The organism is Streptomyces sp. NPDC030991 (assembly GCF_055571235.1).
Window position 1 is genome coordinate 20225 of record NZ_JBVIFR010000032.1, and the last position, 26309, is coordinate 46533.

The 26309-nt window shown below is 72.3% G+C and carries 26 protein-coding genes and 1 pseudogene; 13 read left to right on the plus strand and 14 right to left on the minus strand.

Annotated features, from left to right (window positions below; genetic code table 11):
- Nucleotides 1-73 precede the first annotated feature (73 nt).
- From ACZ45E_RS36630 to ACZ45E_RS36640, 3 genes are all read left to right on the plus strand, one after another.
- Nucleotides 74-910: a rhamnogalacturonan acetylesterase gene (locus ACZ45E_RS36630; RefSeq protein WP_468229889.1), complete on the plus strand. Its 837-nt coding sequence runs from the start codon at nucleotides 74-76 to the stop codon at nucleotides 908-910.
- A 77-nt stretch (nucleotides 911-987) separates the two neighbouring features.
- On the plus strand, nucleotides 988-2295 hold the full coding sequence (locus ACZ45E_RS36635) for a pectate lyase family protein (protein ID WP_468229892.1): 1308 nt from the start codon (nucleotides 988-990) through the stop codon (nucleotides 2293-2295).
- A 106-nt stretch (nucleotides 2296-2401) separates the two neighbouring features.
- Nucleotides 2402-3523, plus strand: a complete 1122-nt coding sequence (locus tag ACZ45E_RS36640; RefSeq protein ID WP_468229894.1) for a pectinesterase family protein — start codon at nucleotides 2402-2404, stop codon at nucleotides 3521-3523.
- 10 nt (nucleotides 3524-3533) lie between these two features.
- On the opposite strand, the gene ACZ45E_RS36645 is transcribed toward ACZ45E_RS36640, so the two are convergent.
- Nucleotides 3534-3773 (minus strand): hypothetical protein, encoded by a 240-nt coding sequence (locus ACZ45E_RS36645; RefSeq protein ID WP_468229897.1) that lies wholly within the window; start codon nucleotides 3771-3773, stop codon nucleotides 3534-3536.
- A 262-nt stretch (nucleotides 3774-4035) separates the two neighbouring features.
- On the opposite strand from ACZ45E_RS36645, the gene ACZ45E_RS36650 reads away from it, so the two are divergent.
- Nucleotides 4036-4830, plus strand: coding sequence for an HAD family acid phosphatase (locus ACZ45E_RS36650; protein ID WP_468229900.1), 795 nt, complete (start codon nucleotides 4036-4038; stop codon nucleotides 4828-4830).
- 41 nt (nucleotides 4831-4871) lie between these two features.
- On the opposite strand, the gene ACZ45E_RS36655 is transcribed toward ACZ45E_RS36650, so the two are convergent.
- From ACZ45E_RS36655 to ACZ45E_RS36675, 5 genes are all read right to left on the minus strand, one after another.
- On the minus strand, nucleotides 4872-5708 hold the full coding sequence (locus tag ACZ45E_RS36655) for a pectate lyase (protein WP_468229903.1): 837 nt from the start codon (nucleotides 5706-5708) through the stop codon (nucleotides 4872-4874).
- 86 nt (nucleotides 5709-5794) lie between these two features.
- Nucleotides 5795-6508, minus strand: coding sequence for a hypothetical protein (locus ACZ45E_RS36660; protein ID WP_468229906.1), 714 nt, complete (start codon nucleotides 6506-6508; stop codon nucleotides 5795-5797).
- Nucleotides 6505-7074, minus strand: a complete 570-nt coding sequence (locus ACZ45E_RS36665) for a SigE family RNA polymerase sigma factor (RefSeq protein WP_468229909.1) — start codon at nucleotides 7072-7074, stop codon at nucleotides 6505-6507. Before ACZ45E_RS36665 ends, ACZ45E_RS36660 begins: the two co-directional genes overlap by 4 nt.
- A gap of 170 nt (nucleotides 7075-7244) precedes the next feature.
- On the minus strand, nucleotides 7245-8705 hold the full coding sequence (locus ACZ45E_RS36670; RefSeq protein ID WP_468229912.1) for a peptidoglycan D,D-transpeptidase FtsI family protein: 1461 nt from the start codon (nucleotides 8703-8705) through the stop codon (nucleotides 7245-7247).
- Between the two features lie 99 nt (nucleotides 8706-8804).
- Complete coding sequence (locus tag ACZ45E_RS36675; RefSeq protein ID WP_468229915.1) at nucleotides 8805-9599, minus strand: IclR family transcriptional regulator; 795 nt, start codon at nucleotides 9597-9599, stop codon at nucleotides 8805-8807.
- 128 nt (nucleotides 9600-9727) lie between these two features.
- On the opposite strand from ACZ45E_RS36675, the gene ACZ45E_RS36680 reads away from it, so the two are divergent.
- The 6 genes from ACZ45E_RS36680 to ACZ45E_RS36705 all read left to right on the plus strand — a co-directional run bounded on the left by ACZ45E_RS36680 (nucleotide 9728) and on the right by ACZ45E_RS36705 (nucleotide 15836).
- The gene (locus ACZ45E_RS36680) at nucleotides 9728-11260 is read left to right on the plus strand and encodes an aldehyde dehydrogenase (NADP(+)) (RefSeq protein WP_468229918.1); all 1533 of its coding nucleotides are present in this window, start codon (nucleotides 9728-9730) and stop codon (nucleotides 11258-11260) included.
- A gap of 5 nt (nucleotides 11261-11265) precedes the next feature.
- Nucleotides 11266-11874 (plus strand): DUF1349 domain-containing protein, encoded by a 609-nt coding sequence (locus ACZ45E_RS36685; RefSeq protein ID WP_468229921.1) that lies wholly within the window; start codon nucleotides 11266-11268, stop codon nucleotides 11872-11874.
- A 102-nt stretch (nucleotides 11875-11976) separates the two neighbouring features.
- Nucleotides 11977-12693 (plus strand): DsbA family oxidoreductase, encoded by a 717-nt coding sequence (locus ACZ45E_RS36690; RefSeq protein ID WP_468229924.1) that lies wholly within the window; start codon nucleotides 11977-11979, stop codon nucleotides 12691-12693.
- A 57-nt stretch (nucleotides 12694-12750) separates the two neighbouring features.
- A complete protein-coding gene (locus ACZ45E_RS36695) occupies nucleotides 12751-13842 on the plus strand; it encodes an aminotransferase class V-fold PLP-dependent enzyme (RefSeq protein ID WP_468229926.1) in 1092 nt (363 codons plus the stop codon).
- 309 nt (nucleotides 13843-14151) lie between these two features.
- Nucleotides 14152-14766, plus strand: coding sequence for an RNA polymerase sigma factor (locus ACZ45E_RS36700; protein ID WP_468229929.1), 615 nt, complete (start codon nucleotides 14152-14154; stop codon nucleotides 14764-14766).
- Nucleotides 14766-15836, plus strand: a complete 1071-nt coding sequence (locus tag ACZ45E_RS36705; protein ID WP_468229931.1) for a maleylpyruvate isomerase N-terminal domain-containing protein — start codon at nucleotides 14766-14768, stop codon at nucleotides 15834-15836. The genes ACZ45E_RS36700 and ACZ45E_RS36705 overlap by 1 nt, the downstream gene beginning before the upstream one ends.
- 78 nt (nucleotides 15837-15914) lie before the next feature.
- Here ACZ45E_RS36705 and thpD read toward each other — a convergent pair whose 3' ends face one another.
- The 5 genes from thpD to ACZ45E_RS36730 all read right to left on the minus strand — a co-directional run bounded on the left by thpD (nucleotide 15915) and on the right by ACZ45E_RS36730 (nucleotide 20584).
- The gene (gene thpD, locus ACZ45E_RS36710; RefSeq protein WP_468229934.1) at nucleotides 15915-16820 is read right to left on the minus strand and encodes an ectoine hydroxylase; all 906 of its coding nucleotides are present in this window, start codon (nucleotides 16818-16820) and stop codon (nucleotides 15915-15917) included.
- A 5-nt stretch (nucleotides 16821-16825) separates the two neighbouring features.
- On the minus strand, nucleotides 16826-17230 hold the full coding sequence (locus ACZ45E_RS36715) for an ectoine synthase (RefSeq protein ID WP_164559138.1): 405 nt from the start codon (nucleotides 17228-17230) through the stop codon (nucleotides 16826-16828).
- A gap of 40 nt (nucleotides 17231-17270) precedes the next feature.
- Nucleotides 17271-18542: a diaminobutyrate--2-oxoglutarate transaminase gene (gene ectB, locus ACZ45E_RS36720; RefSeq protein WP_468229937.1), complete on the minus strand. Its 1272-nt coding sequence runs from the start codon at nucleotides 18540-18542 to the stop codon at nucleotides 17271-17273.
- Between the two features lie 59 nt (nucleotides 18543-18601).
- Entirely contained in the window at nucleotides 18602-19114 is a 513-nt protein-coding gene (ectA, locus tag ACZ45E_RS36725; RefSeq protein ID WP_468229941.1) for a diaminobutyrate acetyltransferase, read from the minus strand.
- 363 nt (nucleotides 19115-19477) lie between these two features.
- On the minus strand, nucleotides 19478-20584 hold the full coding sequence (locus ACZ45E_RS36730; RefSeq protein WP_468229944.1) for an aminotransferase class V-fold PLP-dependent enzyme: 1107 nt from the start codon (nucleotides 20582-20584) through the stop codon (nucleotides 19478-19480).
- Between the two features lie 77 nt (nucleotides 20585-20661).
- Here ACZ45E_RS36730 and ACZ45E_RS36735 point away from each other — a divergent pair, with 77 nt between their 5' ends.
- Nucleotides 20662-21765, plus strand: a complete 1104-nt coding sequence (locus tag ACZ45E_RS36735; protein ID WP_468229947.1) for an amidohydrolase family protein — start codon at nucleotides 20662-20664, stop codon at nucleotides 21763-21765.
- Nucleotides 21766-22195: 430 nt separating this feature from the next.
- Nucleotides 22196-23146 carry an SCO1860 family LAETG-anchored protein gene (locus tag ACZ45E_RS36740; protein WP_468229950.1) on the plus strand — a complete coding sequence of 317 codons (951 nt, stop codon included), beginning with the start codon at nucleotides 22196-22198 and terminating at the stop codon, nucleotides 23144-23146.
- A 256-nt stretch (nucleotides 23147-23402) separates the two neighbouring features.
- Here ACZ45E_RS36740 and cobC read toward each other — a convergent pair whose 3' ends face one another.
- The 3 genes and pseudogenes from cobC to ACZ45E_RS36755 all read right to left on the minus strand — a co-directional run bounded on the left by cobC (nucleotide 23403) and on the right by ACZ45E_RS36755 (nucleotide 25507).
- Nucleotides 23403-24509 carry an Rv2231c family pyridoxal phosphate-dependent protein CobC gene (cobC, locus tag ACZ45E_RS36745; protein WP_468230009.1) on the minus strand — a complete coding sequence of 369 codons (1107 nt, stop codon included), beginning with the start codon at nucleotides 24507-24509 and terminating at the stop codon, nucleotides 23403-23405.
- 147 nt (nucleotides 24510-24656) lie between these two features.
- A pseudogene (locus ACZ45E_RS36750) lies at nucleotides 24657-24794 on the minus strand (sirohydrochlorin chelatase); the annotation flags it as partial.
- A 332-nt stretch (nucleotides 24795-25126) separates the two neighbouring features.
- Nucleotides 25127-25507: a cobalamin biosynthesis protein gene (locus ACZ45E_RS36755; protein WP_468229952.1), complete on the minus strand. Its 381-nt coding sequence runs from the start codon at nucleotides 25505-25507 to the stop codon at nucleotides 25127-25129.
- Nucleotides 25508-25573: 66 nt separating this feature from the next.
- Between ACZ45E_RS36755 and ACZ45E_RS36760 the strand changes: the two genes are divergently transcribed.
- A complete protein-coding gene (locus ACZ45E_RS36760; RefSeq protein WP_468229955.1) occupies nucleotides 25574-26308 on the plus strand; it encodes a ZIP family metal transporter in 735 nt (244 codons plus the stop codon).
- Nucleotide 26309 lies beyond the last annotated feature (1 nt).

Sequence of the window (26309 nt, forward strand, 5' to 3'; positions counted from 1 at the left end):
CACCTGTCCCGCCACTCCCGCCGCCGGACCCTCCACCCCACCCCGTACGTCGACGAAAGGACGGCACATCGTCGTGTCGACCACCCGAAGAGCGACCCTGGCCGCGCTCGCAGGACTGCCACTGGCCGCGGCGGCCGCGTCCCCGGCGGCCGCCCGGCCCGCCCCGGACGGCAGGAAGGACGGCAGCCGGACCCTGTTCATCGCGGGGGACTCCACCGCCGCCCAGAAGTACGCCGACGCCGAACCGGAGACCGGCTGGGGCATGGCCCTGCCGTTCTTCCTCTCCTCGCGGGTCGAGGTCGCCAACCACGCCGTCAACGGCCGCAGTTCGAAGAGTTTCGCCGACGAGGGCCGCCTGGACGCGATCCTCGCCGCGATCCGCCCCGGCGACCTCCTGCTGATCCAGTTCGCGCACAACGACGAGAAGAGCGCCGACCCCGCGCGCTACACCGAGCCCTGGTCGACGTACCAGGAGTATCTGCGGCGCTACGTCGAAGGGGCGCGGGCCTCAGGCGCCCGGCCGGTGCTCGCCACCTCCGTCGAGCGCAGGAAGTTCGACGCCGACGGCACCGCGCTGCCGACCCACGGCGACTACCCGGCGGCGATGCGGGCCCTGGCCCGGCAGGAGGGCGTCGCGCTCCTCGACATCCAGGCGCTCTCCCTCGCCCTGTGGCAGCGGCTCGGCGTGGAGAGGACGAAGGTCTACTTCAACTGGACCGCCACCGAGCAGGACAACACGCACGCCAACCCGCCCGGCGCGATCGCCGTGGCCCGGCTCGTCGCCGGTGAGCTGCTGCGCCGCCGGGTGCTGCCCGCACGCGACGTGCGCCGCCTCGGCGACGCCGTCGACGAACTCTCCGAGGTCTGGCGGTCCCGGCTGACCTGGCTGCCCGGCACCACCCCGGCCTGACTTCCGTCCATGGCCCGGCTCCCGTCCCCGGGAGTCCCCGAACCCTGAGACGTACCGAAACCCGCAAGGAGCGCACAGTGAACGCACCGAGATGTCATGGCCGTGTCATGGCCGGGATCGTGGGCTGCACCGCCCTCGTCCTCGCCGTCACCGCCACCGGTACCGCCCAGGCGCACGGCCACGACCCCGCCCGCCGGACGCTGGCCGCCGGCGACGGCTGGGGCTCGGCGACGACCGGCACCACGGGCGGCGCCGCCGCGAGCCGCGTGTACACGGTCACCACCTGGGCCGGTTTCAAAGCGGCCCTCGCCGAGAGCGGCACCGCCCCGCGGATCATCAAGGTCAAGGGTGTCCTCGACGCGGACGGCGCGGACTGCTCCGAGTTCGCCGTCGCCGGCTACGACTTCGAGAAGTACCTCGCCGCCTACGACCCCGCCGTATGGGGCTACGACGAGGACCTGGAGGGCGAGAAGGCGACCGCCGGCACCCAGGAGTACCTGCGCAACCAGTCCGCCACCGCGCAGGCCAAGGCCATCAAGGCGGCCGTCCCCGCCAACACCACGATCATCGGCGTCGGCAAGGGCGCCGGCATCGTCGGCGGCAGCCTCCAGATCAACGGCGTCGACAACGTCATCGTGCGCGGCCTGACCCTGGAGTCCCCGCTCGACTGTTTCCCGCAGTGGGACCCGACCGACGGCGACACCGGCAACTGGAACTCCGAGTACGACGCGGCCGTCGTCTACAACGCCACCCACGTCTGGCTCGACCACAACACGTTCACCGACGGCGCCCACCCCGACTCGACGCTGCCCTCGTACTACGGGCGGATCTACCAGCAGCACGACGGTGAGCTCGACGTCGTCAGGGGCGCCGACTACGTGACCGCGTCCTGGAACGTCTTCGAGGACCACGACAAGACGCTGATGATCGGCAACAGCGACAGCGCGGGCGCCACCGACGAGGGCAAGCTGCGCGTCACCCTGCACCACAACCTGTTCAGGAACCTCGTCGAGCGCGCCCCGCGCGTCCGCTTCGGACAGGTCGACGTGTACAACAACTCCTATGTCGCGAACGGTGACTTCGCGTACGCCTTCGGCATCGGGTTCACATCGCGGCTCGTCGCCGAGAAGAACGCCTTCACCCTGCCGAAGGGCATCGACGCCGCGTCGGTCCTCTACCGGTGGAGCGACTCCCCGCTCACCGCCGAGGGCAACGTCGTGAACGGGGCCAGGACCGACCTCGTCGCCGCCTTCAACGCCGCCCACCCGGACACCCCGCTGGCCTCGGGCGCCGGCTGGAAGCCGACGCTGCGTACGCAGGTGGACCCGGCGAAGGCCGTACCCCGGGTCGTGGCCCGGGGCGCCGGGGCGGATCGCCTCCGCTGAGCGCTGTTGTCGTCCGCGAGCGCGCGGGGACCGGCCGCCCGGTCCCCACGCGCCCCCGGCGGGGGCCGGCCGGCCCCCGCTCCGAGCCGCACCAAGGAGCACCGGTATGTCCCCTGAGCACCCCCGACCGCCGTTGCCGCGGCGGGCGTTCCTCGCCACCGGCGCCGGAGCCGCCCTCGCGGTCGCTCTCGCCACCACCCCCGCCGTCGCGCGGCCCCGCCGCCCCTTCGGTCCCTACGGTTCGCCCGCGCGCCGCCTGGACGCCCGCACCCTCTACGTCGACCGGGACGGCGCCGGGGACTTCACCACGGTCCAGGCCGCCGTGACCGCCGCCGAAGGAGCCGGCCGGACCCTCGTCATCGCCCCCGGCGTCTACCGGGAGACCGTCTCCGCCCCCCTTACCGCCACCGGCGCCACCTGGATCGGCGCGGCCGGCGACCCGCGCCGCACCGTCATCGTGTACGACAACGCGGCGGGCACGCCCAGACCCGACGGCTCGGGCACGTACGGCACCACGGGCTCGGCCACCGTGACCCTGCGCGCCGACGGTTTCACGGCGCGGGGCATCACCTTCGCCAACGACTGGCTGCGCGCCGACCACCCGGGCGTCACCGGTACCCAGGCCGTCGCCGTCAAGGTCATGGGCGACCGCTCGGCCTTCTTCGACTGCCGCTTCCTGGGCCACCAGGACACCCTGTACGCCGACTCGGCCGCGCTGACCACGTTCGCCCGCCAGTACTTCCACCGCTGTTACGCCGAAGGGGACGTCGACTTCGTCTTCGGGCGCGGCACCGCCGTCTTCGACCACTGCCACTTCCGTACGCTGCCCCGCACCGACCTGCCGGGCGCCCCCTACGGGTTCGTCCTCGCACCGTCCACCGCGGGCGCCAACCCGCGCGGCTACCTCGTCATCCGCTCCCGGATCAGCTCCGCGGCCCCGGACGCCTCCTACAAACTGGCCCGCCCGTGGGTACCCAGCTCCGACACCACGGCCCGCCCGATGCTCACCGTCCGCGACACCCGCATCGGCTCCGGCATCGACGCGGCCGCGCCCTACACGAACATGTCCGACGCCTACCCGTGGCAGAGTCAGCGCTTCGCCGAGTACCGCAACTGCGGCCCGGGCGCGGCGATCCCGGTGCCCGCCGAGCGCCCGCAGCTCAGCCGCGAACAAGCCGCGCTGCACACCCGCGAGAGCTACCTCGGCGACTGGCGGCCGTATGCGTGAGGTCTCCGCGCTACCCCAGGTGCCATAGAACGTAGGCGATGACCAGCAGGACGACCCCGGCGCAGGCCAGCATCGCGCCGAGGAACCGCAGCTGTCCCACGGGCTGGGAGCGCCGGACGGCGAGCCCCCGTATGTCGAGGGCCCAGCTCAGTCCCGCCCCCAGGGCGACGACGCCGCCCACGGCGAAAACGGTGAGGAGCACGGGGGACGGCCCGTGCGTCGAGGCGGCGACGGTGAACTGCTGGTCCACGGGGTTCCTTCGCGCGGGCGGGGCGCCGCTCCGCGCTCTTGTCGTTGGCGTGTGCAGTCAACGAGCCTAGGGCGGAGCCCTCCAAGCCCAGGTCAAGCGGCTGCCATGGGTGGGCAATGGATCGGCCGACGGGTCCGGGAACGCAGGAACGGATCGTATATCGATCGCGTAAACCCTCTCGCGCACGCCCGTGTGATGCGCGTAGACAAAGGGGCTCCTGCTACCGACGGCCGTTTCGGGCCATGATCCGGAGAAACGATTCATGCGGAAGTCCATCAGAGTCGCGGGTATCGCCGCCGTGTGCGCCCTGGCCGGCGGAGCCCTGTACGGCACCGGCGCGGCGGGCGCCGACGCCCCCACCGCGCGCACCACCGCCGAGCCGTACAACATCGGCAGGCTGGTCGGCGACATCAAGACGTACTACGGCGCCACCCAGGACGCCGACGGCACCTGGCAGGCCGCGCCCGACAGCGCCTACGCCGACGATCTGGCCCGGATCGAGGCGGGCGCCAGGAAGGACATCGCCAAGGCGGCGAAGCAGGCGAAGCACCACCACGCCAAACCGGCGGTCGTCTTCGACATCGACGACACACTGCTGCTCAGCCTCGACTACGAGGTGTCCACCAACTACGTCTACAACAGCGCCACATGGGCCGCCTACGTGGCCGAGGCCGACCGTCCGGCGGTCTTCGGCACCCCCGCCCTCATCGAGTACGCCGAGAGCAAGGGCGTCGAGGTCTTCTACAACTCGGGGCTCAACGAGTCGCAGCGCGCCTCGGCCGTCGAGAACCTCAAGAAGGTGGGCATCGACAGCAACCTCGACGCCCGCCACATCTTCCTGAAGAACGCCGACAACCCGCCCGCCTACCTCGGCGGCTGCGCCACCGCCGGTGCCTGGAAGTGCACGACCGTGCAGTACAAGTCCGGCACCCGCAAGCACATCGAGTCGCTCGGCTACGACATCGTCGGCAACTTCGGCGACCAGCAGTCCGACCTCGACGGCGGCCACGCGGACAAGACGTACAAGTTCCCGAACCCGACGTACTTCGTGGGCTGACGGATGCCGGGCGCCGGCCTGCGCCGGCGCCCGGCGACGGCTCAGTCGTAGGTCAGGTCGGAGGCGGTGTACTGGCAGTACGTGCCGTCGGGGCCGCTGCCGGCCTCGGTGGGCTCGGCGCCGGTGCTGTTGCCGTTGTAGCGGATGCACGGCTTGATCTTCTTGCTGCTGTCGCCGTGGATGCGGATGTTGCGCAGGGCGGCCGTGTCGCCGTAGTTGGAGTTGATGCCGACGATCGACTTGCCCGGGGCGCTCACGTCGACGTCGTTGACGATGATGTTGCGGTTCTTGTACTGCGTCGAGCAGTTGCCGCAGGAGCGGACCAGCTTGCCGAAGTCCGACACCTGGAACTTGGTGATGACGAGCTTGCCCGCGCCGTTGAACTGGAAGACCTTGTCGGACGCCTTCTTCGCGCCGCCGCCGTACACGGTGTAGACGGACGACGTGGACTTGCCCTTGAAGGTCGCGGCGTCCTCGCCGACATCCTCCCACCAGATGTTCTGCAGGGTGCAGGTGCCCGCGCAGTGCACGCCGTCGGCGGCGGGGGAGCCGATGATGACGTTCTTCAGGGTGGCGCCGTCCTTCAGGTTGAAGATCGGGTCCTGGCCCTCCTCCTGGCCGTCGCCGCCGAGGTCGCCGGAGCCGTAGAACCGCTTGTAGGAGCCGTCGTAGGTGCCCGACACCGAGATGCTGCTGCTCACGGCCTGGGTGCCGGTGGCCGTCGGCCAGGCGGTCGCGGCCCTTGCGGGGGTGAGCATGCCGGTCGTGGCGAGGGCGGCGCCGGTGAGGGTCAGCGCGGCGAGTCCGCCGAGGGTGGCCCGGCGGCGGGAGACGCGGCGGCGGTGCGTGTGTGGGGATCGGTCGGCTTTCTTGGTCATGCCCGGTAGTCGCCGGGCCGCCGGGAAAGGTTGCCGCCCTCTCGAACCGGTGCCGGTCCGGATGCCCGGTGCGGCCCGTGCAGGCCCTAGGCGAAGCCCCCGCCCACGGCGGCCCGGTCGCCCTTCGCCGTCCGTGCCGTCACGGAGTACGTGTCGTCGCCCGCGTCCCGGCCGCCCTGGGCGTGGTCGTACTGCCCGGCGAACACGTACTGCCCGGGCGGCACCGTGCGGCCCTCCTTCAGGACCCACCGGTAGACCAGGAACCCGTCCCGCTCGGCGACGGACACCGTGAAGTCCTCCGCGGACAGGGAGCGCCAGTTGCCGGTGTCGGAGACCTTCCCGGTCTGCGCGATCTGCAACTCCACGGTCAGCGCCGACAGTTGACGCCTGGTCTTGAAGGTGATGTCGCTCTGCGCCCAGTAGTCGTTCGAACCGGGGTCGACCGACCCGTCCGACCACAGCGGCCCGTCGGCGGTGGCGGTGGCGGCGGGCGCCCGCGAGGTGGCGTCCGTCGTCGGCGTCGGCACAGCCGTGGGCGTCGGGGTCACGGCGACCGTCTGGCGCGGCCCGTCGTCCTGGCGCAGCGCGCCGCCGACCGCGAACCCGCCCACGGCCAGCACCCCGGCGACCCCGGCCGTGGCCCCTGCGATCCGCACCCAGCCGGCGGCGGGCCGGCGCCGCTCCGGCCGGGCCGGGTGCGGTTCGGACATGCCGCGCTCGATCCGGGCGAGCATCCGCTCCCGGTCGGGACGGTGCGCGCCGGCGGCGTCGCGCAGCCGCTGCCGCACTTCGTGGCTCACCGCCGGCCCCCTTCCGCCGTCGCCCCGATCGCCCGCACGTGGCGCGGCGTCCGCCCGCCCTGCTCGTCGGGCCCGAGCCGCCGTTCCAGCTCGGCCATGCCCTTCGACGTCTGGCTCTTCACCGTACCCACCGAGATGCCGAGGGTGAGCGCGGTGTCCTTCTCCGACAGGTCGAAGGCGTGCCGCAGCACCACGCACGCCCGCTTGCGGAACGGGAGTTCACGCAGGGCGCCCTGCACATCGACGACGGCCGGCACGTCGGGGTCCTCGGCCCGCTCCTGCCGGCCCGACCAGAACAGGGCGACGCGCCGCCGCTCACGGACCGCGCTGCGGATCCGGGTGCGGGCGAGGTTGGCGACGACGCCGCGGGCGTACGCCACCGGGTGATCGGCGTCCCTGACCCGGTCCCAGCGGTGCCAGAGTGCGAGCAGGGCGTCCGCCGCGAGATCGTCGGCGGCGTCCGGCTCACCCGTCAACAGGTGGGCGAGCCGGGCGAGTTCGCAGTGGTGCCGTTCGAAGAAGGCCTGGAACTCGGCGGAGGCGTCGTCGTCCACGACGGTGCTCACGCGGATCCCTCCCCTCACTGTGCGGCTCGACGGGATGCGAGAGCGTACCAGCGTTGCGTACGACCTCTCGAAGGTCGTGCGGGATTTCGTATCCGGCGGAGGAAAGGGTTCCGGAGAGCGGTATTCCGCGCAAGGGGGAGGACTTCACGGCGCCCCTGGCGCTCGGGCGGTCACTCCTTCAGCGCCGCCGTCATCATCGCCTTCGCGATCGGCGCCGCAAGGCCGTTGCCGCTGACCTCCGAGCGCGCCGCGCCCGACTGTTCCACGACCACGGCCACCGCGACCTCCTTGCCGGACGAGTCGTCCTTCGCGTACGACGTGAACCAGGCGTACGGCGTCTGGCTGTTGTTCTCGCCGTGCTGGGCCGTGCCCGTCTTGCCGCCCACGGTCGCCCCGGAGATCTGCGCGTTGGTGCCGGTGCCCTTCGTCACGACGGTCTCCATCGCCGACCGGAGCTGCGAGGCGGTCGACTCGCTGACGACCCGCTCACTGTCGGAGTCCGGGTAGCTCTTGACGGCGTCACCGTCGGCGTTCGTCACCTCGGAGACCATGTGCGGGGCGGCCTGCTCGCCGCCGTTGGCGATCGTCGCGGACACCATCGCCATCTGCAGCGGCGTGGCCGTCACGTCGAACTGCCCGATGGCGGAGAGCGCGGTCTGCGCCTTGTCCATGCCGGAGGGGTAGACGCTCTCGGCGGCGCGCACGGGCACGTCCAGCTTCTTGTCGTCGAAGCCGAACTTCTCGGCCATCGCCCTGACCTTGTCCTGCCCCAGCTCGACGGCCATCTTGCCGAACACGTTGTTGCACGAGTACTGCAACGCGGTGCGGATGGAGGCGTCCTCGCAGGGCGCGCTCGCGCTCTCGTTCTTCAGGTACGTGCTGGTCCCCGGCAGCAGATAGGGGTTCGGGGAGTCGGTCCTGTCGTCGACCGACGTGTACAGCCCGTCCTCCAGGGCGGCCGCGGCGACCACCAGCTTGAACGTGGAGCCCGGCGGCAGCGCCTGCTTCAGGGCCCGGTTCATGGTGGGCACGTCCTTGTCGTCCGACAGCTTCTTCCACGCCTCGGCGTCCGCCGTGCCCGAGCCGGTGATCTTCGAGGGGTCGTACGACGGCGACGACACCATGCCGAGGATCTTCCCCGTCCGCGGATCGATCGCGACGGCGGCGCCCTTCGTGTCGCCGAGCGCCTCGGCGGCGGCCTTCTGCACGCCCGGGTCGATGGTCGTGACCACGTCACCGGGGGCGGAGTGCTTGCCGGTGAGCGTGTCGACGGGGTTCCGCACCCGGCTGTCCGTGCCGTCGAGCACGTCCTGGTACAGGGCCTCCAGCTGCGTCGAGCCGTACACCTGCGAGGTGAAACCGGTGACCGCCGAGTACAAGGAGCCGTCCTTGTAGGTCCGCTTGTACTTCAGGTCGCTGCCGCCACCTGTCCTCTGTGAGCCCGTCACCGCCTCTCCGCCCACGATGATGTCGCCGAGCGGATACGCGTACTGCGCGATCGTGTTCCGCCGGTTCTTGTCGTTGTCCGCGAGGGCCTGACCGTCGTAGAACTGCACCCATGTCGCCCTGATCAGCAGAGCGAGCACGAGGAGCAGACTGAAGACGGAGGCGCGCCTGATCGTCTTGTTCATCCCGCAGACAAGGACGAGCGGCCCGGAGCGATTCGTTCCGTTGGACCGGTTTTTCTCAGAAATCTCTCACGAGCCGGAGAAGCTCGCACGAGCCGGACGTCAGAGGCGGCGGGTGGCCAGGGTCAGCCGGTCCCGGGCGTCGAAGAGGGCGTCCTTCACCATCTGCTCGTGCGCGGGCGTCAGGCGCGCCACCGGCACCGAGCAGGAGATCGCGTCCCGGGCGGGCGTCCGGTACGGGATGGCGACGCCGAAGCAGCGCAGGCCCAGCGTGTTCTCCTCGCGGTCCACCGCGAAGCCCTGCTCCCGCACCGCGTGCAGCTCCTCGATGAGCTTCTCGCGGTCGGTGATCGTGTGCTCCGTCAGCGCGGGCAGCGTCTCCGGGAGCATCTTGCGGACCTGCTCGTCGGTGTGCGTGGCGAGCAGCGCCTTGCCCAGCGACGTGGAGTGCGCGGGAAGGCGCCGTCCCACGCGCGTGAAGGGACGCAGGTAGTGCTGCGACTGGCGGGTGGCCAGATAGACCACGTTCGTGCCGTCGAGCCGCGCCAGGTGGATGGTCTCCGTGGTGTCGTCGGAGAGCCGGTCGAGCGTGGGCCGCGCCGCGGCCACCACCTCGTCACCGTCGATGTACGACGTCCCGACGAGCAGAGCCCGCACCCCGATCCCGTACCGCGTCCCGGTCGCGTCCGTCTCCACCCAGCCGAGCTCGACGAGCGTACGCAGCAGCATGTAGAGGCTCGACTTCGGGTACCCGACGGCCTCCTGGACCGCCGCGAGGGAGTGCATGCCGGGGCGCCCGGCGAAGTATTCGAGCAGTTCGACCGTGCGCACCGCCGATTTGACCTGCGCGCCCCCCGTTGCAGTGCCCGCAACGGCCCCCGTCTCGCCTGCCGACATCGCCCTTGACCCCTTCGTTCGACGAGAAATAGTCTCCGTACAGTTCATCATCAGAGACAGCGTTCAGTATATCGAACGACCCTCGCGGCCCGTCCGGCGAGCCGCGAGAAAAGCTGGAGGAATTCGCCGTGGCAGCAGCACCAGTCTGGAGTGTCGACCCCCGAACCGGGAAGCAGCGGGAGCAGGTCGCGGTCGAGGCCACGGCCCATGAGGTGGACCAAGCGGTCCGCGCCGCCCATGGAGCCCGCTCCGCCCTCACCGACCGCACCGTCCGCGCGGCCTTCCTGCGCACCGCGGCCGACCTGCTCGACGAGGCCAAGGACCACCTGGTCGAGGCCGCCGACGCGGAGACCGCCCTCGGCCCGGTCCGGCTCACCGGCGAACTCGCCCGTACGAGCTTCCAGCTGCGGGCGTTCGCGAAGGTCGTCGACGAGGGCGCCTTCCTCGGCGTCGTCATCGACCACCCCGACGACACCGCGACCCCGCCCATCCCCGACCTGCGCCGCTACAAGATCCCGCTGGGCGTCGTCGCCGTCTACTCGGCGTCGAACTTCCCCTTCGCCTTCTCCGTGCCCGGCGGTGACACCGCGAGCGCGCTCGCCGCGGGCTGCCCCGTCGTCGTCAAGTCGCACCCGGACCACCCGGCCACCTCCGAGCTGGTCGCCTCCGTCATCCGCCGGGCCGCCGTCCAGCACGGCATCCCGGAGGGCGTGCTCGGCCTCGTGCACGGCTTCGAGGCCGGCGTCGAGCTGGTCAAGCACCCGCTGGTCGCGGGGGCCGGCTTCACCGGTTCCATCCGCGGCGGCCGCGCGCTCTTCGACGCCGCCGCGGCCCGCCCGGTGCCGATCCCCTTCCACGGCGAGCTGGGCTCCCTCAACCCGGTCGTGATCACCGAGGCGGCCGCCGCCGAGCGCCCCGAGCAGATCGGTACGGGCCTTGCGGGCTCCATGACCCTGGGCGTCGGCCAGTTCTGCGTGAAGCCGGGCCTCGTCCTCGCCCCGAGCGGCGAGGCGGGCGACAGCCTCGTCAAGTCCCTCACGGCCGCCGTCAGCTCCACGGCCGCGGGTGTCCTGCTCGACCACCGCATGCGGGAGAACTTCGTCGCGGGCGTCGCCGAGCGGGCGCAGCTCCCGGACGTGGACGCCCCGGTGACGCCCGGCGCGGGCGGCGAGCACACCGTCAGCCCCGGCTTCCTCACGGTCCCGGCCGCGAAGCTCGCCACCGAGGGCGGGGCGCACGACCTGCTCCTGGAGGAGTGCTTCGGCCCGGTCACCGTGGTCGCCCGCTACGAGACGCCGGACGAGATCACGGCCGTCCTCTCCCGGCTGCCCGGCAACCTCACGGCCACCGTCCAGCTCTCCACCGAGGAGGCCGCCGGTGAGGGCCGCGGCACCGAGATCCTCGCCGAGCTGACCCCGATCGCCGGCCGCGTCCTGGTCAACGGCTGGCCGACCGGCGTCGCCGTCGCCCCCGCCCAGCACCACGGCGGCCCCTACCCGGCGACGACCTCCACCTCCACCTCGGTCGGCGGCACCGCGATCGAGCGCTGGCTGCGCCCGGTCTCGTACCAGACGACCCCCGAGGCCCTGCTCCCCCCGGAGCTGCGCGACGACAACCCGCTGGGCCTGCCGCGCCGCTACAACGGCCGCCTGGAGAACTGAGCACGATGGAACTCCACCTGCCCGAACTGCCCTTCCCGCTGCGCGCCCACGGCCCCGACGGGCACTGGTCGTACGCGGACGGCGTGCTCACCGGCCGGGCGGGCGCCCGGCAGGACCGCTTCGTGCCGCCGGGCGGCGACGCCCTGGACCCGGCCTCCGACGCGCCCCGGCTGCTCGGCGCGCCGGAAGGCGACTTCCAACTGATCGCGCGAGTCACGGTCGGCTTCGCGGCCGCGTTCGACGCGGGCGTCCTCTACCTCCACGTGGGGGACCGGGAGTGGGCGAAGCTCTGCTTCGAGCGCTCCCCGGACGAGCCGACGATCTGCACCGTCGTCACCCGCGGACGCTCCGACGACGCGAACTCCTTCGTGGTCCCGGGCTCCTCGGTCTGGCTGCGGATCAGCCGCACCGGCCCGGCCTTCGCCTTCCACGCCTCGACCGACGGCGAGAGGTGGACGTTCGTCCGCGTCTTCTCCCTCGGCGACGAGAAGTCCGCGGGCGCGGCCCTGGTCGGCTTCCTCGCGCAGTCACCGGTGGGCGAGGGGTGCGAGGTCCGCTACGACCGCATCGAGCTGCGTCCGCACGCGCCGCGGGAGCTGCGCGACGGCTCCTGACCTGCCGGGACCGAGCCGCGGGGAATGAGCGGAGGGACCATCCGGTTGAGGTACGGCGCAGGGCACCCCCCGTGCCGTACCCCAACCGGAGCGAGAAACCTCATGCGCGTCGAGATCTGGACCGACATCAACTGCCCGTTCTGCTACATCGGCAAATCCCGGTTCGAGCAGGCCCTCGACGCCTTCCCGCACAAGGACGAGGTCGAGGTCGTCCACCGCTCCTTCGAGCTCGACCCGACCATCGCCAAGGGCGACACCGGCCTCGTCGTCCCGCACATCGCGAAGAAGTACGGCATCCCCGAGGCCCAGGCCGCCGCCAACGAGCAGGGCCTCGGGCAGCAGGCCCAGGCGCTCGGCCTGCCCTACCTCACCGAGGGCCGCGACTACGGCAACAGCTTCGACCTGCACCGCCTGCTCCACCTCGCCAGGGCCAGGGGCGTCCAGGACGCCATGATCGACGCCCTGTACCGCGGGAACTTCGCCGAGGCGGGCTCCGTCTTCGCCGACGAGGAGCACGTGGTGCGCTTGGCCGTCGACGCCGGACTCGACGAGACCGAGGTCCGCGAGGTGCTCGCCGACGGGAACGCCTACGCCGACGAGGTCCGCGCCGACGAGCGCGAGGCCGCCGAGCTGGGCGCGACCGGCGTGCCGTTCTTCGTCCTCGACCGCAAGTACGGCGTCTCCGGCGCCCAGCCCGCCGAGGTCTTCACCCAGGCCCTCACCCAGGCGTGGGAGAACCGCTCACCGCTCACCGTCCTCGACGGCACCACCGGCGGCGACGCGTGCGGCCCGGACGGCTGCGCGGTTCCCCAGACCTGAGCGGCAGGGGACGGGCGTCCAGGCCTGAGCCGCGCGGCGGCGGGGCAGGGTGGAACCATGCAGACAACCGGTGCACACCCGCCCGCCGCCCCCGCCCTGGATCTCGACGTCGTCCGCGCGCAGTACGCCCCGGCCACCACCTACCTGAACACCGCCAGCTCGGGGCTGCTGCCCGCGCGGGCAGCCGACGCGATGCGCATCGCGATCGACACCATGGCGCAGGGTCGCCCCGTCGACTCCCTCTTCGCCGACGTCGAGGAGGCCCGCGCCGCCTTCGCCCGGATCGCCGGGGTCCCGGTGGCCCGGGTCGCGACGGGCGCCTCCGTCGCCGTGTACACGGGGCTGATCGCCGCGTCGCTGCCCGCAGGCGCCGAAGTCCTCGTGGCCGAGGGCGAGTTCAGCTCCACGATCAACCCCTTCCACGTCCGCGGGGACCTCAGGGTCCGCACCGTCCCGCTGGACGCGCTCGCCGAGTCGGTCCGGCCCGGCACCGCCCTGGTCGCCGTCAGCGCGGCCCAGTCGGCGGACGGCCGGGTCGTGGATCCGGTGGCCCTGCGCGCCGCCACCCGCGCCCACGGGGCCCGCCTCTACGTCGACGCCTCGCAGGCCGCCGGCTGGTTCCCGCTCGACGAGTACGCGACGAGCGCCGACTACATGGCCGCCGTCGCCTTCAAGTGGCTCACCTGCCCGCGCGGCGCGGTCTTCTTCGTCGGACCCGAGGACCCGGACGAGCTGACGCCCGTCTTCGGCGGCTGGGTCGCGGGGGAGAAGCCGTGGGACAGCTGCTACGGGCCCGTCACCGAACTGGCCCGCTCCGCCCGCCGGTTCGACGAATCACCCGGCCTGATCGCGTACGCGGGCGCCCGCCAATCGCTCGCCCTCATCGAGGAACTGGACCCGGCCGCCGTCCGCGCCCACGACCTGGCGCTCGCCGATCGCTTCCGCGCGGGCCTGGCCTCCCTCGGCCGTGAACCGATCCCGGCGCCCGGCTCCCCGATCGTCTCTGTTCCCGAACTCGGCTTCCGGCAGGCCGAGTTGCACGCGGCGGGCATCGAAGTCTCCGACCGGGCCGGCAATCTGCGGGCCTCCTTCCACCTCTACAACACGGCCGGAGACGTCGACCGCCTGCTGGACGCCCTGTCTCACTGAGTACGCCACGCAACTGGCGGCGGGCCCGCGCGCCGCAACACCTGGCGCCCGGGCCCGCCGGACGCTAGGGCCTGTCTGACAATTCCCGTCGTCGCCCGAAGGGCGGCCCCGCGGCGTCTGGTGCGTGCTCTGGGGGTCCCCCCGGCCGGAGGCTGGGGGAGTGGCGGGTGCTAGGCCTCGTACTGGACGTACTTGGCCTGGTGCCCGGTGCGGCGAGAGTGCGTGCCAGGCGTCGTGGGGCTGGGGGCACCTCCCGGCCGGAGGCTGGGGGAGGGAATTGTCAGACAGGCCCTAGGAAGGCACTACGAGGTGGTGGTGCCGGTGGCCCGCAAGGACGGGACAGGACCGACGGCCGACGCCGAGCTGCACCAGCGGCTCATCTACGGCGACGAGGCCGCGCTCACCGAGGCGTACGACACCTACGGCGGGCTCGTCCGCGGCGTCGCCGTCCGGGTGACCCACCAGCCCGGCGCCGCCGCCGACGTGGCACAGGAGGTCTTCGCCCACCTCTGGGCCCGGCCCTACGCCTATGACGTGCGCCGCCGCGGCACGCTCCGCACCTGGCTGACCGTGCTGGCACACCGCCGCGCCGTGGACTGGGTGCGCGGCGAGGCCCGCCACCGCAAGGCGGCCGCCGCGGACGACGAGGTCCTGCACGCCGTCCCCGCCCGGGATCCGGGCCCCGACGAACGGGTTCTGGACCGCGAACGCGCCCTCCTGCTCCACGCCGCCCTCGCCGAACTCCCGCTGCCCCAGCGGCAGGTGGTCCACTTGGCGTACTTCGCGGGGCGGACGTACCGTCAAGCGGCGGCGGAGCTCGGGATCCCCGAGGGCACCGCGAAGACCCGGCTGCGCACGGCCCTGCACCGGCTGGCCGAAACCCTCGCGGACCCACCCGACCCGCCCAGGGAGAGGAGCGCGTGATGGCGACCGACGCCTACGACCACGCGGCCGTCTGTGAACTCCTCGGCGCCTGGGCCGTGCACGCCCTGCCCGCCTCCGAACAGGACGCCGTCCCCCGGCACGTGGCGGACTGCGCCCCGTGCGCGGCGGAGGCGGAGCGGCTGTCCGGGACGGTACGGCTCCTGGACGGCCCGGCGGCCGCCGGCACCGCCCCGCCCGCGCCCGCCCCGCTGAGCGGCGTCCTGGCCCGCGCCCTGGCCGCACGCCCGGCCGTGCCCCGCACCGCGCCCCACGCCGAGCCGTACGCCGCCGCGGTCGCCGCGCTCCAGGCGCTGCTGGCCGAACTCGACCCGGAGCCCGCCGCCGCGCCCGACCTCGCCGCCTGGCGGACCCCCGTGGTCCACGACTGGACCGTGCAGGACACCCTCGCCCATCTCGTCGCGGCCGACGAGCACCTCGCCGTCCACCTGGGCCTGCCGGCCAACGACCCGCCGGCCCCGGCCGCCGCCCCGACGTCGCGGGACACCGGTTGGCGCACCGCCTGGGCCACCCGCACCCGCCGCGTCATCGCCCACGAACGCACCCGCAACCCGCGGGCCACCCTCGCCGCCTGGCGCCTGCAGGCGGCCGCGCTGCTCACCTCCCCGGCCGCCCGCGACCCCGAACTCGCCGCGTCCGCCGCCACGTTGTCCGGGGCGCGGCTCCCGGTCGCCGATCACTTCCTGGTCCGCGCCTTCAAGACGTGGATCCACGCCGACGACATCGGCCGCGCGCTGGGCCGCCCGGTTCCGCCGCCACTCGCCGCCCACCTGTGGCGCCTGGTCCGCCTCGGTATCCGGCTGCTGGGCCTCGCGCTCGGCCCGGCCGCCGAGCCGGTCGCCCTCACCGTCACGGACGCCGGCGGGGGCACGGAGTGGGTCCTCGGCGCCGAGGGCGCCCCGGTACGCGCCGAACTCACCCTGGACGCCGTCGACTTCTGCCTGCTGATCGGCGGCCGGGTCGCCCCGCAGGACGTCCCCAGGGCCGCCCTCGGCGACGAGGACACCGTGCGCGGCGTCCTCGACCGGGCCGCCCGCCTCGCCTGGCTCTGACCACGGCCCCGGGCCCCACACGTGAGCGGGGGCGGGACCGGCATCCGGTCCCGCCCCCGCTCACGTGCGACGACTGCGTCACTTCACCGGGGTGAAGTCCCGCGCTCCGATGAACTCGGGACGCCGCACGGGCGCCGCGAACGGCTCCACCGCCGTGTTCTCCACGCTGTTGAACACGATGAACACGTTCGAGCGCGGGTACGGGGTGATGTTGTCGCCCGAGCCGTGCATGGCGTTGCAGTCGAACCAGGTCGCCGAGCCGGCCTTGCCGGTGAACAGCTTGATGCCGTGACTGTCGGCGAACTTGGTGAGGGCCTCGTCCGAGGGCGTGCCCGCGTCCTGCATCTGCAGCGACTTCTTGTAGTTGTCCCTCGGCGTCTCGCCCGCGCAGCCCAGGAACGTCTTGTGCGAACCCGGCATGATCATGAGGCCGCCGTTGGTGTCGTAGTTCTCCGTCAGCGCGATGGAGACGGACACCGTGCGCATGTTCGGCAGACCGTCCTCGGCGTGCCAGGTCTCGAAGTCCGAGTGCCAGTAGAAGCCACTCGCCCCGAAGCCGGGCTTGACGTTGATCCGCGACTGGTGGACGTAGACGTCTGAGCCGAGGATCTGCCGCGCCCGCCCCACGATGCGCTCGTCGCGCACCAGGTTCGCGAACACCTCGCTGATCTTGTGCACCTCGAAGACGGAGCGCACGTCCTGCGACGTCGGCTCGACGATCGAACGCTCGTCGGCCTTGATCGCCGGATCGGTGATCAGCCGGTTCAACTCGGCCTGGTACGTGCCGATCTCGTCCGCGCCGATCAGCTCCTCGATCGCGAGGAAACCGTCCCGCTCGAAGCCCGCGAGATCCGACTCACGGATCGGGCCCCGCGCCCCCGGCGGCGACCAGACCACCGGGTCGACGCGCGGGGTGGCCACCTCGGAGGTGCCGCGGGTCGGGTACAGATCGGTGATGCCGGGGTCCGCAGAGATGGCGGTCATGGGGATCAGGCCTCCTCGGGTTCGGTCAGCAGCGGGTAGACGCCGTTCTCGTCGTGGTCCTCCCGCCCGGTCACAGGCGGGTTGAACACGCACACGCAGCGGAAGTCCGTCTTGGGCCGCAGCGTGTGGTGCTCGTGGCCGTTCAGGAGGTACATGGTGCCCGGCTCGATCCAGTGCTTCTCGCCGGTCTCCTCGTTGGTGAGCTCGGCCTCGCCCTCGACGCAGAGTACGGCCTCGATGTGGTTGGCGTACCACATCTTGGTCTCCGTACCCGCGTAGAGGATCGTCTCGTGCAGGGAGAAGCCGACCCTCTCCTTGGCGAGCACGATGCGCTTGCTCTCCCACGTGCCGGACGCCGACTTCACGTGGCGGTCGGTGTTCTCGATCTCCTTGAACGAACGGACAATCACGGTGTTTCGCTGCCTCTCTCTTCTACGTTCCTGAGGGGTGTCAGGCGGTCTCGCGCACGGCCCTGGTGAGCGTGCGCAGCCCCTCCTCCAGCTCCTCGGGCGTGATCGTCAGCGCCGGAAGCAGCTTGACGACCTCGCTCTGGGGGCCGGAGGTCTCGATCAGCAGGCCGAGTTCGAAGGCGCGCTTGGCGACCTTGTCGGCCCGCTCCTTGTCACGGAATTCGAGCCCCCACACGAGCCCGCGGCCGCGGTACTCCACGGTGGCCTCGCGGAACTCGTCACGCAGCGCGCCGAGGGCCTCGTCGATCTGCTGGCCGCGGGCGAGCGTCTGCTTCTCCATGGCCGGACCGTCGGTCCAGTACGTCTCCAGGGCGGCGGCGGCCGTCACGAACGCGGGGTTGTTGCCGCGGAACGTGCCGTTGTGCTCGCCCGGCTCCCAGACGTCGAGCTCCGGCTTGAACAGGCAGAGGGACATGGGGAGTCCGTACCCGCTGATGGACTTCGAAACGGTCACGATGTCCGGTGTGATGCCCGCCTCCTCGAAGGAGAAGAAGGCACCGGTACGGCCGCAGCCCATCTGGATGTCGTCGACGATGAGCAGCATGTCCCAGCGCTCGCACACGTCGGCGAGCTTGCGCAGCCACTCGGCGCGGGCGACGTTGATGCCGCCCTCGCCCTGGACCGTCTCGACGATCACGGCGGCGGGCTGGTTGAGCCCCGAACCCTGGTCCTCGAGCAGCCGCTCGAACCAGATGAAGTCCGGCGTCTGCCCGTCCAGGTAGTTGTCGAACGGCATCGGGGTGCCGTGCACGAGCGGGATGCCCGCGCCGGCCCGCTTGAACGCGTTGCCGGTGACGGCGAGCGAGCCGAGCGACATGCCGTGGAAGGCGTTGGTGAAGGACACGATCGACTCGCGGCCCTTGACCTTGCGGGCCAGCTTGAGCGCGGACTCGACGGCGTTGGTGCCCGTCGGGCCCGGGAACATGACCTTGTACGGCAGGTCGCGCGGGCGCAGGATGATGTTCTGGAACGACTCCAGGAAGTTGCGCTTGGCCGTCGTCGACATGTCGAGGCCGTGCGTGACGCCGTCGCGCTCCAGGTAGTCGATGAGCGCGCGTTTCAGCACCGGGTTGTTGTGCCCGTAGTTGAGCGAGCCGGCGCCCGCGAAGAAGTCCAGGTACTCGTGGCCGTCCTCGTCGTACATGCGGCTGCCCTGGGCCCGGTCGAAGATGGTGGGCCAGCCTCGGCAGTAGCTGCGCACCTCCGACTCAAGGGTCTCGAAGACGCTCAGGTCCGGCTGGGTGATGGTCACAGCAAATGCTCCTCTTGGGAGGGGAGTTGAGGGGGTTGGCTTGGGGGGTGCCGGTTCGGCTAGGCGGCCGGCGCGAGCGGACCGATGCGGTACAGCTCCTCGGGCAGGTGTCCGTCGTCCGGGAAGAGCCCGGCGTCGAACAGGACCCGACGCTCCACCTCCGCCCCGTGCCTGCGGGCGAAGGAGAGGAACAGCGCCTGGGACGCCGCGTTGTCCGGCGTGATCGTCGTCTCGACCGTGGTGACCTGCCGCTCCGCGGTCACCTTGGCGGCCAGGCCGTCGAGCAGTTCTCCGGCCAGACCGTGCCCGCGGTGGGCGCTGTCCACGGCGATCTGCCACACGACCAGAGTGCCCGGGCGGTCCGGCCGTATGTAGCCGGTGACGAACCCGGCGACCTCCCCGTTCTCGTCGCGGGCCACCGCCGACGTGGCGGCGAAGTCGCGGCACCACAGCAGATAGCTGTAGGAGGAGTTGAGGTCGAGCACCTTCGAGTCACGTGCGATACGCCAGATCGCGGCGCCATCGGCCACGCTGGGCTGATCGAGCTGGAATTGCGCTTGTGCGGCGGTCATGCGAATTGAATTTACCGAGCAATTTCTGGGATTGCATCTGGGCGGGGGGTTACGTACCGGGGGCGACCTGTGTTATCGCGCGCAGGTGAGCCCGCGCATGAGCTGGCGGGGAAATAAGCCGATTTGAGACGAATATAAGGGGCAAAACACTGCGATTGTGGAGTACGTCACAGCTCTGCGACCGGTCGGCCGAGCGTCCGGATTGCGTCATTTTCCGTTGTTGGAATCTTAGTGTTTACGTCCCCGAAAAGCGGGCAGAAGCAGTACGGGAAGCTCATCTGATATTTACCTGAAGAATGCCTGAAAGAAGAAAAAGAAAAGCGCCGCCCGGAAAGGGCGGCGCCAGTGCGGAGGCGGAATGGGTTATGCCCAGGCGCCGGCCACAGCCTTTCGCGCGCCCTCCAGATCCACCGTGGACCCGGCCTCCGCGAGCGCCCCGCCGAGCGCGGCCAGCGAGGACTGCACGACACCGCGCGTGGCCTGCGGGCCGTAGTGGTTGACCCGGATCATCTCCGCGGCCAGCGCGCCGCCGCCCGCGACCAGAGGCAGCACCGGATCGGCGGCGAGCGCCCTGGCCACCAGTTCGCGGGCGTCGATCCCGGCGGGCGCCCGCAGCGTCGTGGCGACCGGAGCGGCGTCCCGGGCCTCCCGGACGTAGGGCTCGAGTCCGCCGCCCAGGGCCAGGGCCCCGGCCCGGGTCGCGGCCGCGGCGCTCGCGTGACGGGCCATCAGGGCGTCGAGGCCCTCACTCTCGATCCGCTCCACGCACGCCTCCAGGGCCAGCATCTCCAGCTGCGCCGGAGCGTGCAGCAGCGCCTTCCGGCCCCCGTCGATCCAGCGCTGCTTCCAGTCCAGCAGCGAGAGGTAGGAGTGGCGCGGCGCCCCCGGATTGGCGGCCATCCGCTCCCAGGCCCGCGCGCTCACCGACACGGCCGAGACACCGGCAGGACCGCCCATCGCCTTCTGCGCGCCGATCACACACAGGTCCACGCCCCACGCGCCGGGGAGCACCGGCTCGGCGGCGACCGATGCCACGGCGTCGAGATAGAACAGCCCGCCGTGCTCCCGCACCACCTCACCGATCTCGCCGACCGGGTTGGTGTTGCCCGTCGCGGCCTCCGCGTGCACCAGCGAGACGAAGTCGATGTCCGGGTGCTCGGCGAACGCCTCCCGCACCTGCCCGGCGGTGACGGCCGCGTCGAAGGGGACCGCCAGATCGTGCACGGTCGCCCCGCAGTCGCGCAGCCAGTCGCCGAAGGTCTGCCCGTACGGGCCGGTGATCACGTTGAGGGCCACGGTGCCGGGCCCCGCCGCCCCGCGGATCGCCCCCTCCAGCGGCAGCAGCGCCTCCCCCTGCATGATCACGACGTCCTGGTCCGCGGACGTGTTCATCAGACGGGCCACGCGGTCCTCGACGGCGGCGAAGTGCTCGGCGCTCAGGGGGGCCAGATCGAGAAACGGATGCGTCACGGTGGTGCTCTCTTCGCTCACGGGTTCGGACGGGATGCCGTTGTCGAGCGTACCCACCCCCCTCATAGGCTTCGCGCATGAGTGAGCTGAGCCAGCCGGGAGCGCTGCACGTGAGGGGCCGGGTCCTGGCCGGACCCGAGGACGTACGCGACGAACTGTGGGTGATCGGCGGCCGGATCACCTACGACCGCCCCGTCACCGCGGGCCTGGACGTGACCACGGTCGACGGCTGGGCCCTGCCGGGACTCGTCGACGCGCACTGCCACGTCGGCCTCGACACCCACGGCCCGGTCCCCGCCGAGACCGCCGAGAAGCAGGCCCTGACCGACCGCGACCGCGGCACGCTGCTTCTGCGCGACGCCGGCTCGCCCTCCGACACCCGCTGGATCGACGACCGCGAGGACCTCCCGAAGATCATCCGCGCGGGCCGGCACATCGCCCGCACCCGCCGCTACATCCGCAACTACGCCCACGAGATCGAGCCCGAGGACCTCGTCGCGTACGTCGCCCGGGAGGCCCGGCGCGGCGACGGCTGGGTCAAGCTGGTCGGCGACTGGATCGACCGCTCCACCGGCGACCTGAGCGCCTGCTGGCCGCGCGAGCCCGTCGAGGCGGCGATCGCCGAGGCCCACCGGCTCGGCGCCCGCGTCACCGCCCACTGCTTCGCCGAGGACTCGCTGCGCGACCTCGTCGAGGCGGGCATCGACTGCATCGAGCACGCCACCGGCCTCACCGATGACCTCCTCCCGCTCTTCGCGGAGCGCGGCGTCGCGATCGTCCCGACCCTGGTCAACATCGCCACATTCCCGCAGCTCGCGAAGGGCGGCGACGAGAAGTTCCCGCGCTGGTCGGCCCATATGCGGCGGCTGTACGACCGCCGCTACGACACCGTGCGCGCCGCCTACGACGCCGGGGTCCCCGTCTACGTCGGCACGGACGCGGGCGGCTCCCTCGCCCACGGCCTGGTCGCGGGCGAGGTCGCCGAACTGGTGAAGGCGGGCATCCCCCCGGTCGAGGCGCTCTCGGCCACGACCTGGCGAGCCCGCGCCTGGCTCGGCCGCCCCGCCCTGGAGGAGGGCGCCCCGGCCGACCTCGTCGTGTACGGGACGGACCCGCGCACGGAGATCGGGGTACTGGCGGCGCCCCGCCGGATCGTGCTGCGGGGGAACGTGGTGGGTTAGGGCCGGCCCTGGACCGGACACCGGATGCCGCGCGCCGGAGAGCCGGAGAAGCGGCATCGCCCCCGACTCCCGCGCCCCATAGGCTCATTGACGCAGCGTTACCTGCACGCGCGGCTGCTCGTTGCACACAACTTGCCTGCGCCCGCGCTGTCAACCGGCGTACGCGCGCCCCACGGTGGTCCGGGTGACAACAGGGTGACTTGAGGGAACAACCGAGCCCCCAGATTCGAAGACCTGAGCGGAAACCCCCCTTTGGGGTGAACTCACCCCAGGTTTCCGCCTGTTCACTCTCAGTGCGTAAAGATTCCTTCATCGATGACCGGTCGACGGCGTCGGCGGCGGCGCGTGATGTCCCCATGCGCCGAGCCCCGCGACACCCGCTTCGTTCATCGCCTGTCCTGCTTCTGTCCTCTCTGGGGGTCCCACCAGCATGCCCAGCTCCACTGTCACCACCGCCCTGCGCACGCCCGCCCGCCGCATCGCCGCGTCGGCCGTCGCGACCGTGCTCGCCGCCGGGCCCGCCCTGCTCGCGACCGCGGGCCCGGCCGCCGCGACGGGCGACCACGGAGGCAAGGCCGGCGCGGTCGTGCTCCGCACGGGCCTGGACGTCTCACTGCTCAACAAGACCGTGAACGTCCCGTTGAAGGTCGCGCTGAACGAGGTGCAGGCCCCCGCCAGCGCCGAGAAGACCGCGCTGACCGTGAACCTGGACGGCGTCGACGGCGGCCGGCCGTTCAGCGTGCTCCGCGCGGACGTGGCGAAGGCGAAGGCGACCGTCGACGCCGGAAGGGCGGAGGGCTTCACGCAGCTCGTCCACGCCAAGGTCCACGTCCCCGGCCTGCCGTTGCTCTCCCTGATCGAGGTCGACCAGGTCACCTCGAAGGCGCTGTGCGAAGCGGGGAAGAAGCCGGTCGCCGAGTCGAACCTGCTGGGCTCCGTCACCGTCCTCGGCAAGAAGGTGACGCTGAGCACGGGCGGCACCACGGAGATCAAGGTGCCGGGGGTCGGCGAGGTCTCGCTCGGCCTGTCGAACACGTCGACGACCTCGACCACGGCGGCCGCCTCCGCGCTGCAACTCAAGGTCTCCGTCAACCCGTTGAAGCTCAACGTCGCCGAGGTCAACGGCGAGGTCACACTGGCCGGCGCCACCTGCGAGGCCCCGAAGCCGGCGTCGACCCCGGCCCCGTCGAAGCCGGCCGACGACGAGATCACACCGCAGGGCGCCAAGGCGGACCGCCCCGTCGCCACCGCGCCCAAGGCCGACCTGGCGGAAACGGGCGGCAACTCGACGACGCCCTACATCGCGGGCGGCGCGCTAGCCCTCCTCCTCGCAGGAGGCACCGCGGTAGCCATGACCCGCCGCACCCGCTCACGCGGGTAGCGGTGCCCCGGGGGGACCGAGGGGGGAAACCGGGGGGGGGAGGGGAGGGGCGCCGCTGGGGGGCGGCGCCCCTCCGGGGAAGCCACCCTGCGCCGGGAGGGGGCGCGAGCAACCAGGACGGACCAAAGGCCGAGCGGATGGGGCGCATGGGGCCGCCCTGCGCTGGATCGCCGACCAGGGGCGCGGGGAACGGCGCGAGCAACCACGACGGACGGGAACTCGCCCACCCACCCCGACCCCGTCGCGCCCGCCGCACTCAAGCCCCGCCCAGCACCCCCCGCAACACCGCCACAAACCCCGCACTGGTCGCCCGGTCCCGCACAGCGACCCGCACCCAGTCCGCCCCGAGCCCCGGAAACGTATCGCCCCGCCGCACCGCGAAACCCACCCCCCGCGACGGCGACCGCAACCGCTCCCGCACCGCCGCCGCCCCCGGCACCCGGACCAACAGGAACGGCCCCCGCGCAGGCCCCGCCACCACCACCCCGAACCCGGCCAACTCCCGCAACAACCCCACCAGATACTCCCGGTCCGCGGCGACCGCCAGCGCCGCGTCGGCCGCCTCCGCGACCCCCCGCGCCGACACACACGCCCGCGCGGCCACCAGCGCGGGCGACGACACGGGCCACAACGGCTGCGCCCGCTCCAGCGCCGCCACCACCTCAGGCCCGGCCAGCACGTATCCGATCCGCAGCCCGGCCAGCCCCCACGTCTTCGTCAGGCTCCGCAGCACCACCAGACCCGGCACATCCGTCCGCCCGGCCAGGGACTCCCGCTCACCCGGCACCGCGTCCATGAACGCCTCGTCGACCACGAGCACCCGCCCCGGCCGCGCGAGCCGGGCGATCTCCTCGGCGGGATGCAGTACGGACGTCGGGTTGGTCGGATTGCCGACGACCACCAGATCCGCGTCCTCCGGCACCAGCGAGGCATCGAGCCGGAACCCGTCCGCCTCCCGCAACAGCACCCGCCGCACCGCGTGCCCGGCATCCGCCAGCGCCGCCTCCGGCTCCGTGAACTGCGGATGCACCACCACGGGCCGCCGCACCCGAAGCGCCCGCGCCAACAGCACGAACGCCTCCGCCGCCCCGGCCGTGAGCAGGACCCGCGCCACCGGCACCCCGTGCCGCGCGGCCACCGCCGCCCGAGCCGCCCGCCCGTCCGGATACGCCGCGAGACCCTCCAGGGAACCGGCGACGCACTCCCGTAGCCACGCGGGCGGCGTACCGGTACGTACGTTCACCGCGAGGTCGGTCAACTTCTCGCCGTCGTCCCGCACTTCGGCATCCCCGTGATGCCGCAGATCAGGCCCGGCGCCGGAGCCCTCCGCGACCGGCGGCCCGCCCGGGAACGCCCCGCGCACCCCGCGCACCACCGCCACCTCCGGATGCGCGTCGGCCCACCCCCGCGCCTGCGCCCAGCACAGATCCGACACGGACACCGGCGCCTCGTACGGCAGCACGACGACCCGGCGCGCCCCGAGCGCCGCACACCGGTCGAGCCCCGACGGCACATCGGGCACCGCCCCCGCCACGAAGGCCGGCTCCACCCCGGCGAACCCGCTGCCCTCCCACAACAGCCGGGCCGCCGCGACAAGTTCGGCATTGACCAGGGGGTCGGCCGAGCCGCGCCCCACGAGCAGGACCATCACATCGGCCCGCCCGTACGGAGCACCGTCCAGGACGTCATCGAGCCGCTGCTCCAGGGCGGCGAGCAGAGCCGGGGGAGGGGTGTGCACGGGACTGACTCCTTGCGGGGGAACGTACGGAACGGAACGGAAAGGACGGCACGAAGGAGAGCGAGGAGAGACGAGAACGAGGGCGAACGCAAACGGAGACGAAAACAAAGCGAGAGCGAAACCGAAGCGGAAGCGGAAGCGGGCGAAGGCGAGGAGCTGAAAGCGAACGGAAGCGAGGCGAAACCGAAACCGGCCAGAAGCGAGACGAAACAGAAGGCACACCCCCACCGACCAGCCGCCCCCTACCCGGCCCGAGCCACCGCACAGGTCACCCGTCCGGCCCCCCCACCCGCTCCCACCGAAGTCCGCTTGGGCACCAGCAGCTCACCCCCGCCGGCCAGCGCGGCGGCCTCGGCGACCGACGGCGTACCCGCCGCGCCGCGCACCCGCTCCGACGGATGCGGCACGGGCACGGCGGCGAGCCGCCCGGCGTCGTACGTCACCAGCGGCGCCCCGAGCGCCCCGGCCGCCGCGACGATCCCGGGCTCCCGCCCCTTCGCGTCGAGCGTCGCGAGCGCCGCCACGTCGCCCGGCCGGGCGCCCGCCTCCGCCAGCACCGCCCGGACCAGCCCGAGCACCTCGCCGGACGTCACTCCGGCGCGGGCGCCGACGCCGACGACCACCGCGCCGGGCCCGTGCGGGTGGTGTCGGATGTGCGCTCCGGGTACCGGATGGGTTAGGGAGGGCCCATGGCGGTGTTCGTGGCGCTCGGCGCCTTTGTGATGACGTTGGTCGGCGGCTGGACCGCGAGGCGGGTCACCGACCGGCGGCACCTGGTGCTCGGTCTCGCGGGTGGGCTGATGCTCGGCGTGGTCGGCCTTGATCTGCTGCCGGAGGCGCTGGACGCGGCCGACGGCCCGGTGTTCGGGGTGCCTGCCGCGCTGCTGCTGTTCGTGGCGGGGTTCCTCGCCGCGCACGTATTGGAGCATCTGCTCGCCCAGCGCCAGGCCGCCCACGGCGCGGGCGGGGCGGAGAACGGCGGCCGGGCGCCCGAGGTCGGGATCACGGCGGCCGGGGCGATGGTCGGGCACAGCATGATGGACGGCGTCGCGATCGGCGCCGCGTTCCAGGTGGGCGGCGGCATGGGTGTCGCCGTGGCGCTCGCGGTGATCGCGCACGACTTCGCCGACGGCTTCAACACGTACACGATCACGCGCCTGTACGGGAACGCCCGCCGCAAGGCGCTGATGATGCTGCTGGCCGACGCGGCGGCCCCCGTGGTGGGCGCCGCCTCGACGCTCCTGTTCACCATTCCGGAGCAACTGCTCGGCGGTTATCTCGGCTTCTTCGGCGGCGTGCTGCTCTATCTGGCCGCCGCCGAGATCCTGCCCGAGGCCCACCACGAGCACCCCGCCCGCTCGACCCTGCTGTGCACGGTCGCCGGAGCGGCGTTCATCTGGCTCGTGGTCGGCCTCGCCGGCTGAG

Excerpts from the sequence above, each read along its gene's own strand:
- ACZ45E_RS36640 (WP_468229894.1), top strand. The coding sequence starts at position 2,402 with ATGTCCCCTGAGCACCCCCGACCGCCGTTGCCGCGGCGGGCGTTCCTC.
- ACZ45E_RS36650 (WP_468229900.1), top strand. The coding sequence starts at position 4,036 with ATGCGGAAGTCCATCAGAGTCGCGGGTATCGCCGCCGTGTGCGCCCTG.
- ACZ45E_RS36655 (WP_468229903.1), bottom strand. The coding sequence starts at position 5,708 with ATGACCAAGAAAGCCGACCGATCCCCACACACGCACCGCCGCCGCGTC.
- ACZ45E_RS36670 (WP_468229912.1), bottom strand. The coding sequence starts at position 8,705 with ATGAACAAGACGATCAGGCGCGCCTCCGTCTTCAGTCTGCTCCTCGTG.
- ACZ45E_RS36675 (WP_468229915.1), bottom strand. The coding sequence starts at position 9,599 with ATGTCGGCAGGCGAGACGGGGGCCGTTGCGGGCACTGCAACGGGGGGC.
- ACZ45E_RS36685 (WP_468229921.1), top strand. The coding sequence starts at position 11,266 with ATGGAACTCCACCTGCCCGAACTGCCCTTCCCGCTGCGCGCCCACGGC.
- ACZ45E_RS36690 (WP_468229924.1), top strand. The coding sequence starts at position 11,977 with ATGCGCGTCGAGATCTGGACCGACATCAACTGCCCGTTCTGCTACATC.
- ACZ45E_RS36695 (WP_468229926.1), top strand. The coding sequence starts at position 12,751 with ATGCAGACAACCGGTGCACACCCGCCCGCCGCCCCCGCCCTGGATCTC.
- ACZ45E_RS36705 (WP_468229931.1), top strand. The coding sequence starts at position 14,766 with ATGGCGACCGACGCCTACGACCACGCGGCCGTCTGTGAACTCCTCGGC.
- thpD (WP_468229934.1), bottom strand. The coding sequence starts at position 16,820 with ATGACCGCCATCTCTGCGGACCCCGGCATCACCGATCTGTACCCGACC.
- ectA (WP_468229941.1), bottom strand. The coding sequence starts at position 19,114 with ATGACCGCCGCACAAGCGCAATTCCAGCTCGATCAGCCCAGCGTGGCC.
- ACZ45E_RS36735 (WP_468229947.1), top strand. The coding sequence starts at position 20,662 with ATGAGTGAGCTGAGCCAGCCGGGAGCGCTGCACGTGAGGGGCCGGGTC.
- ACZ45E_RS36740 (WP_468229950.1), top strand. The coding sequence starts at position 22,196 with ATGCCCAGCTCCACTGTCACCACCGCCCTGCGCACGCCCGCCCGCCGC.
- ACZ45E_RS36760 (WP_468229955.1), top strand. The coding sequence starts at position 25,574 with ATGGCGGTGTTCGTGGCGCTCGGCGCCTTTGTGATGACGTTGGTCGGC.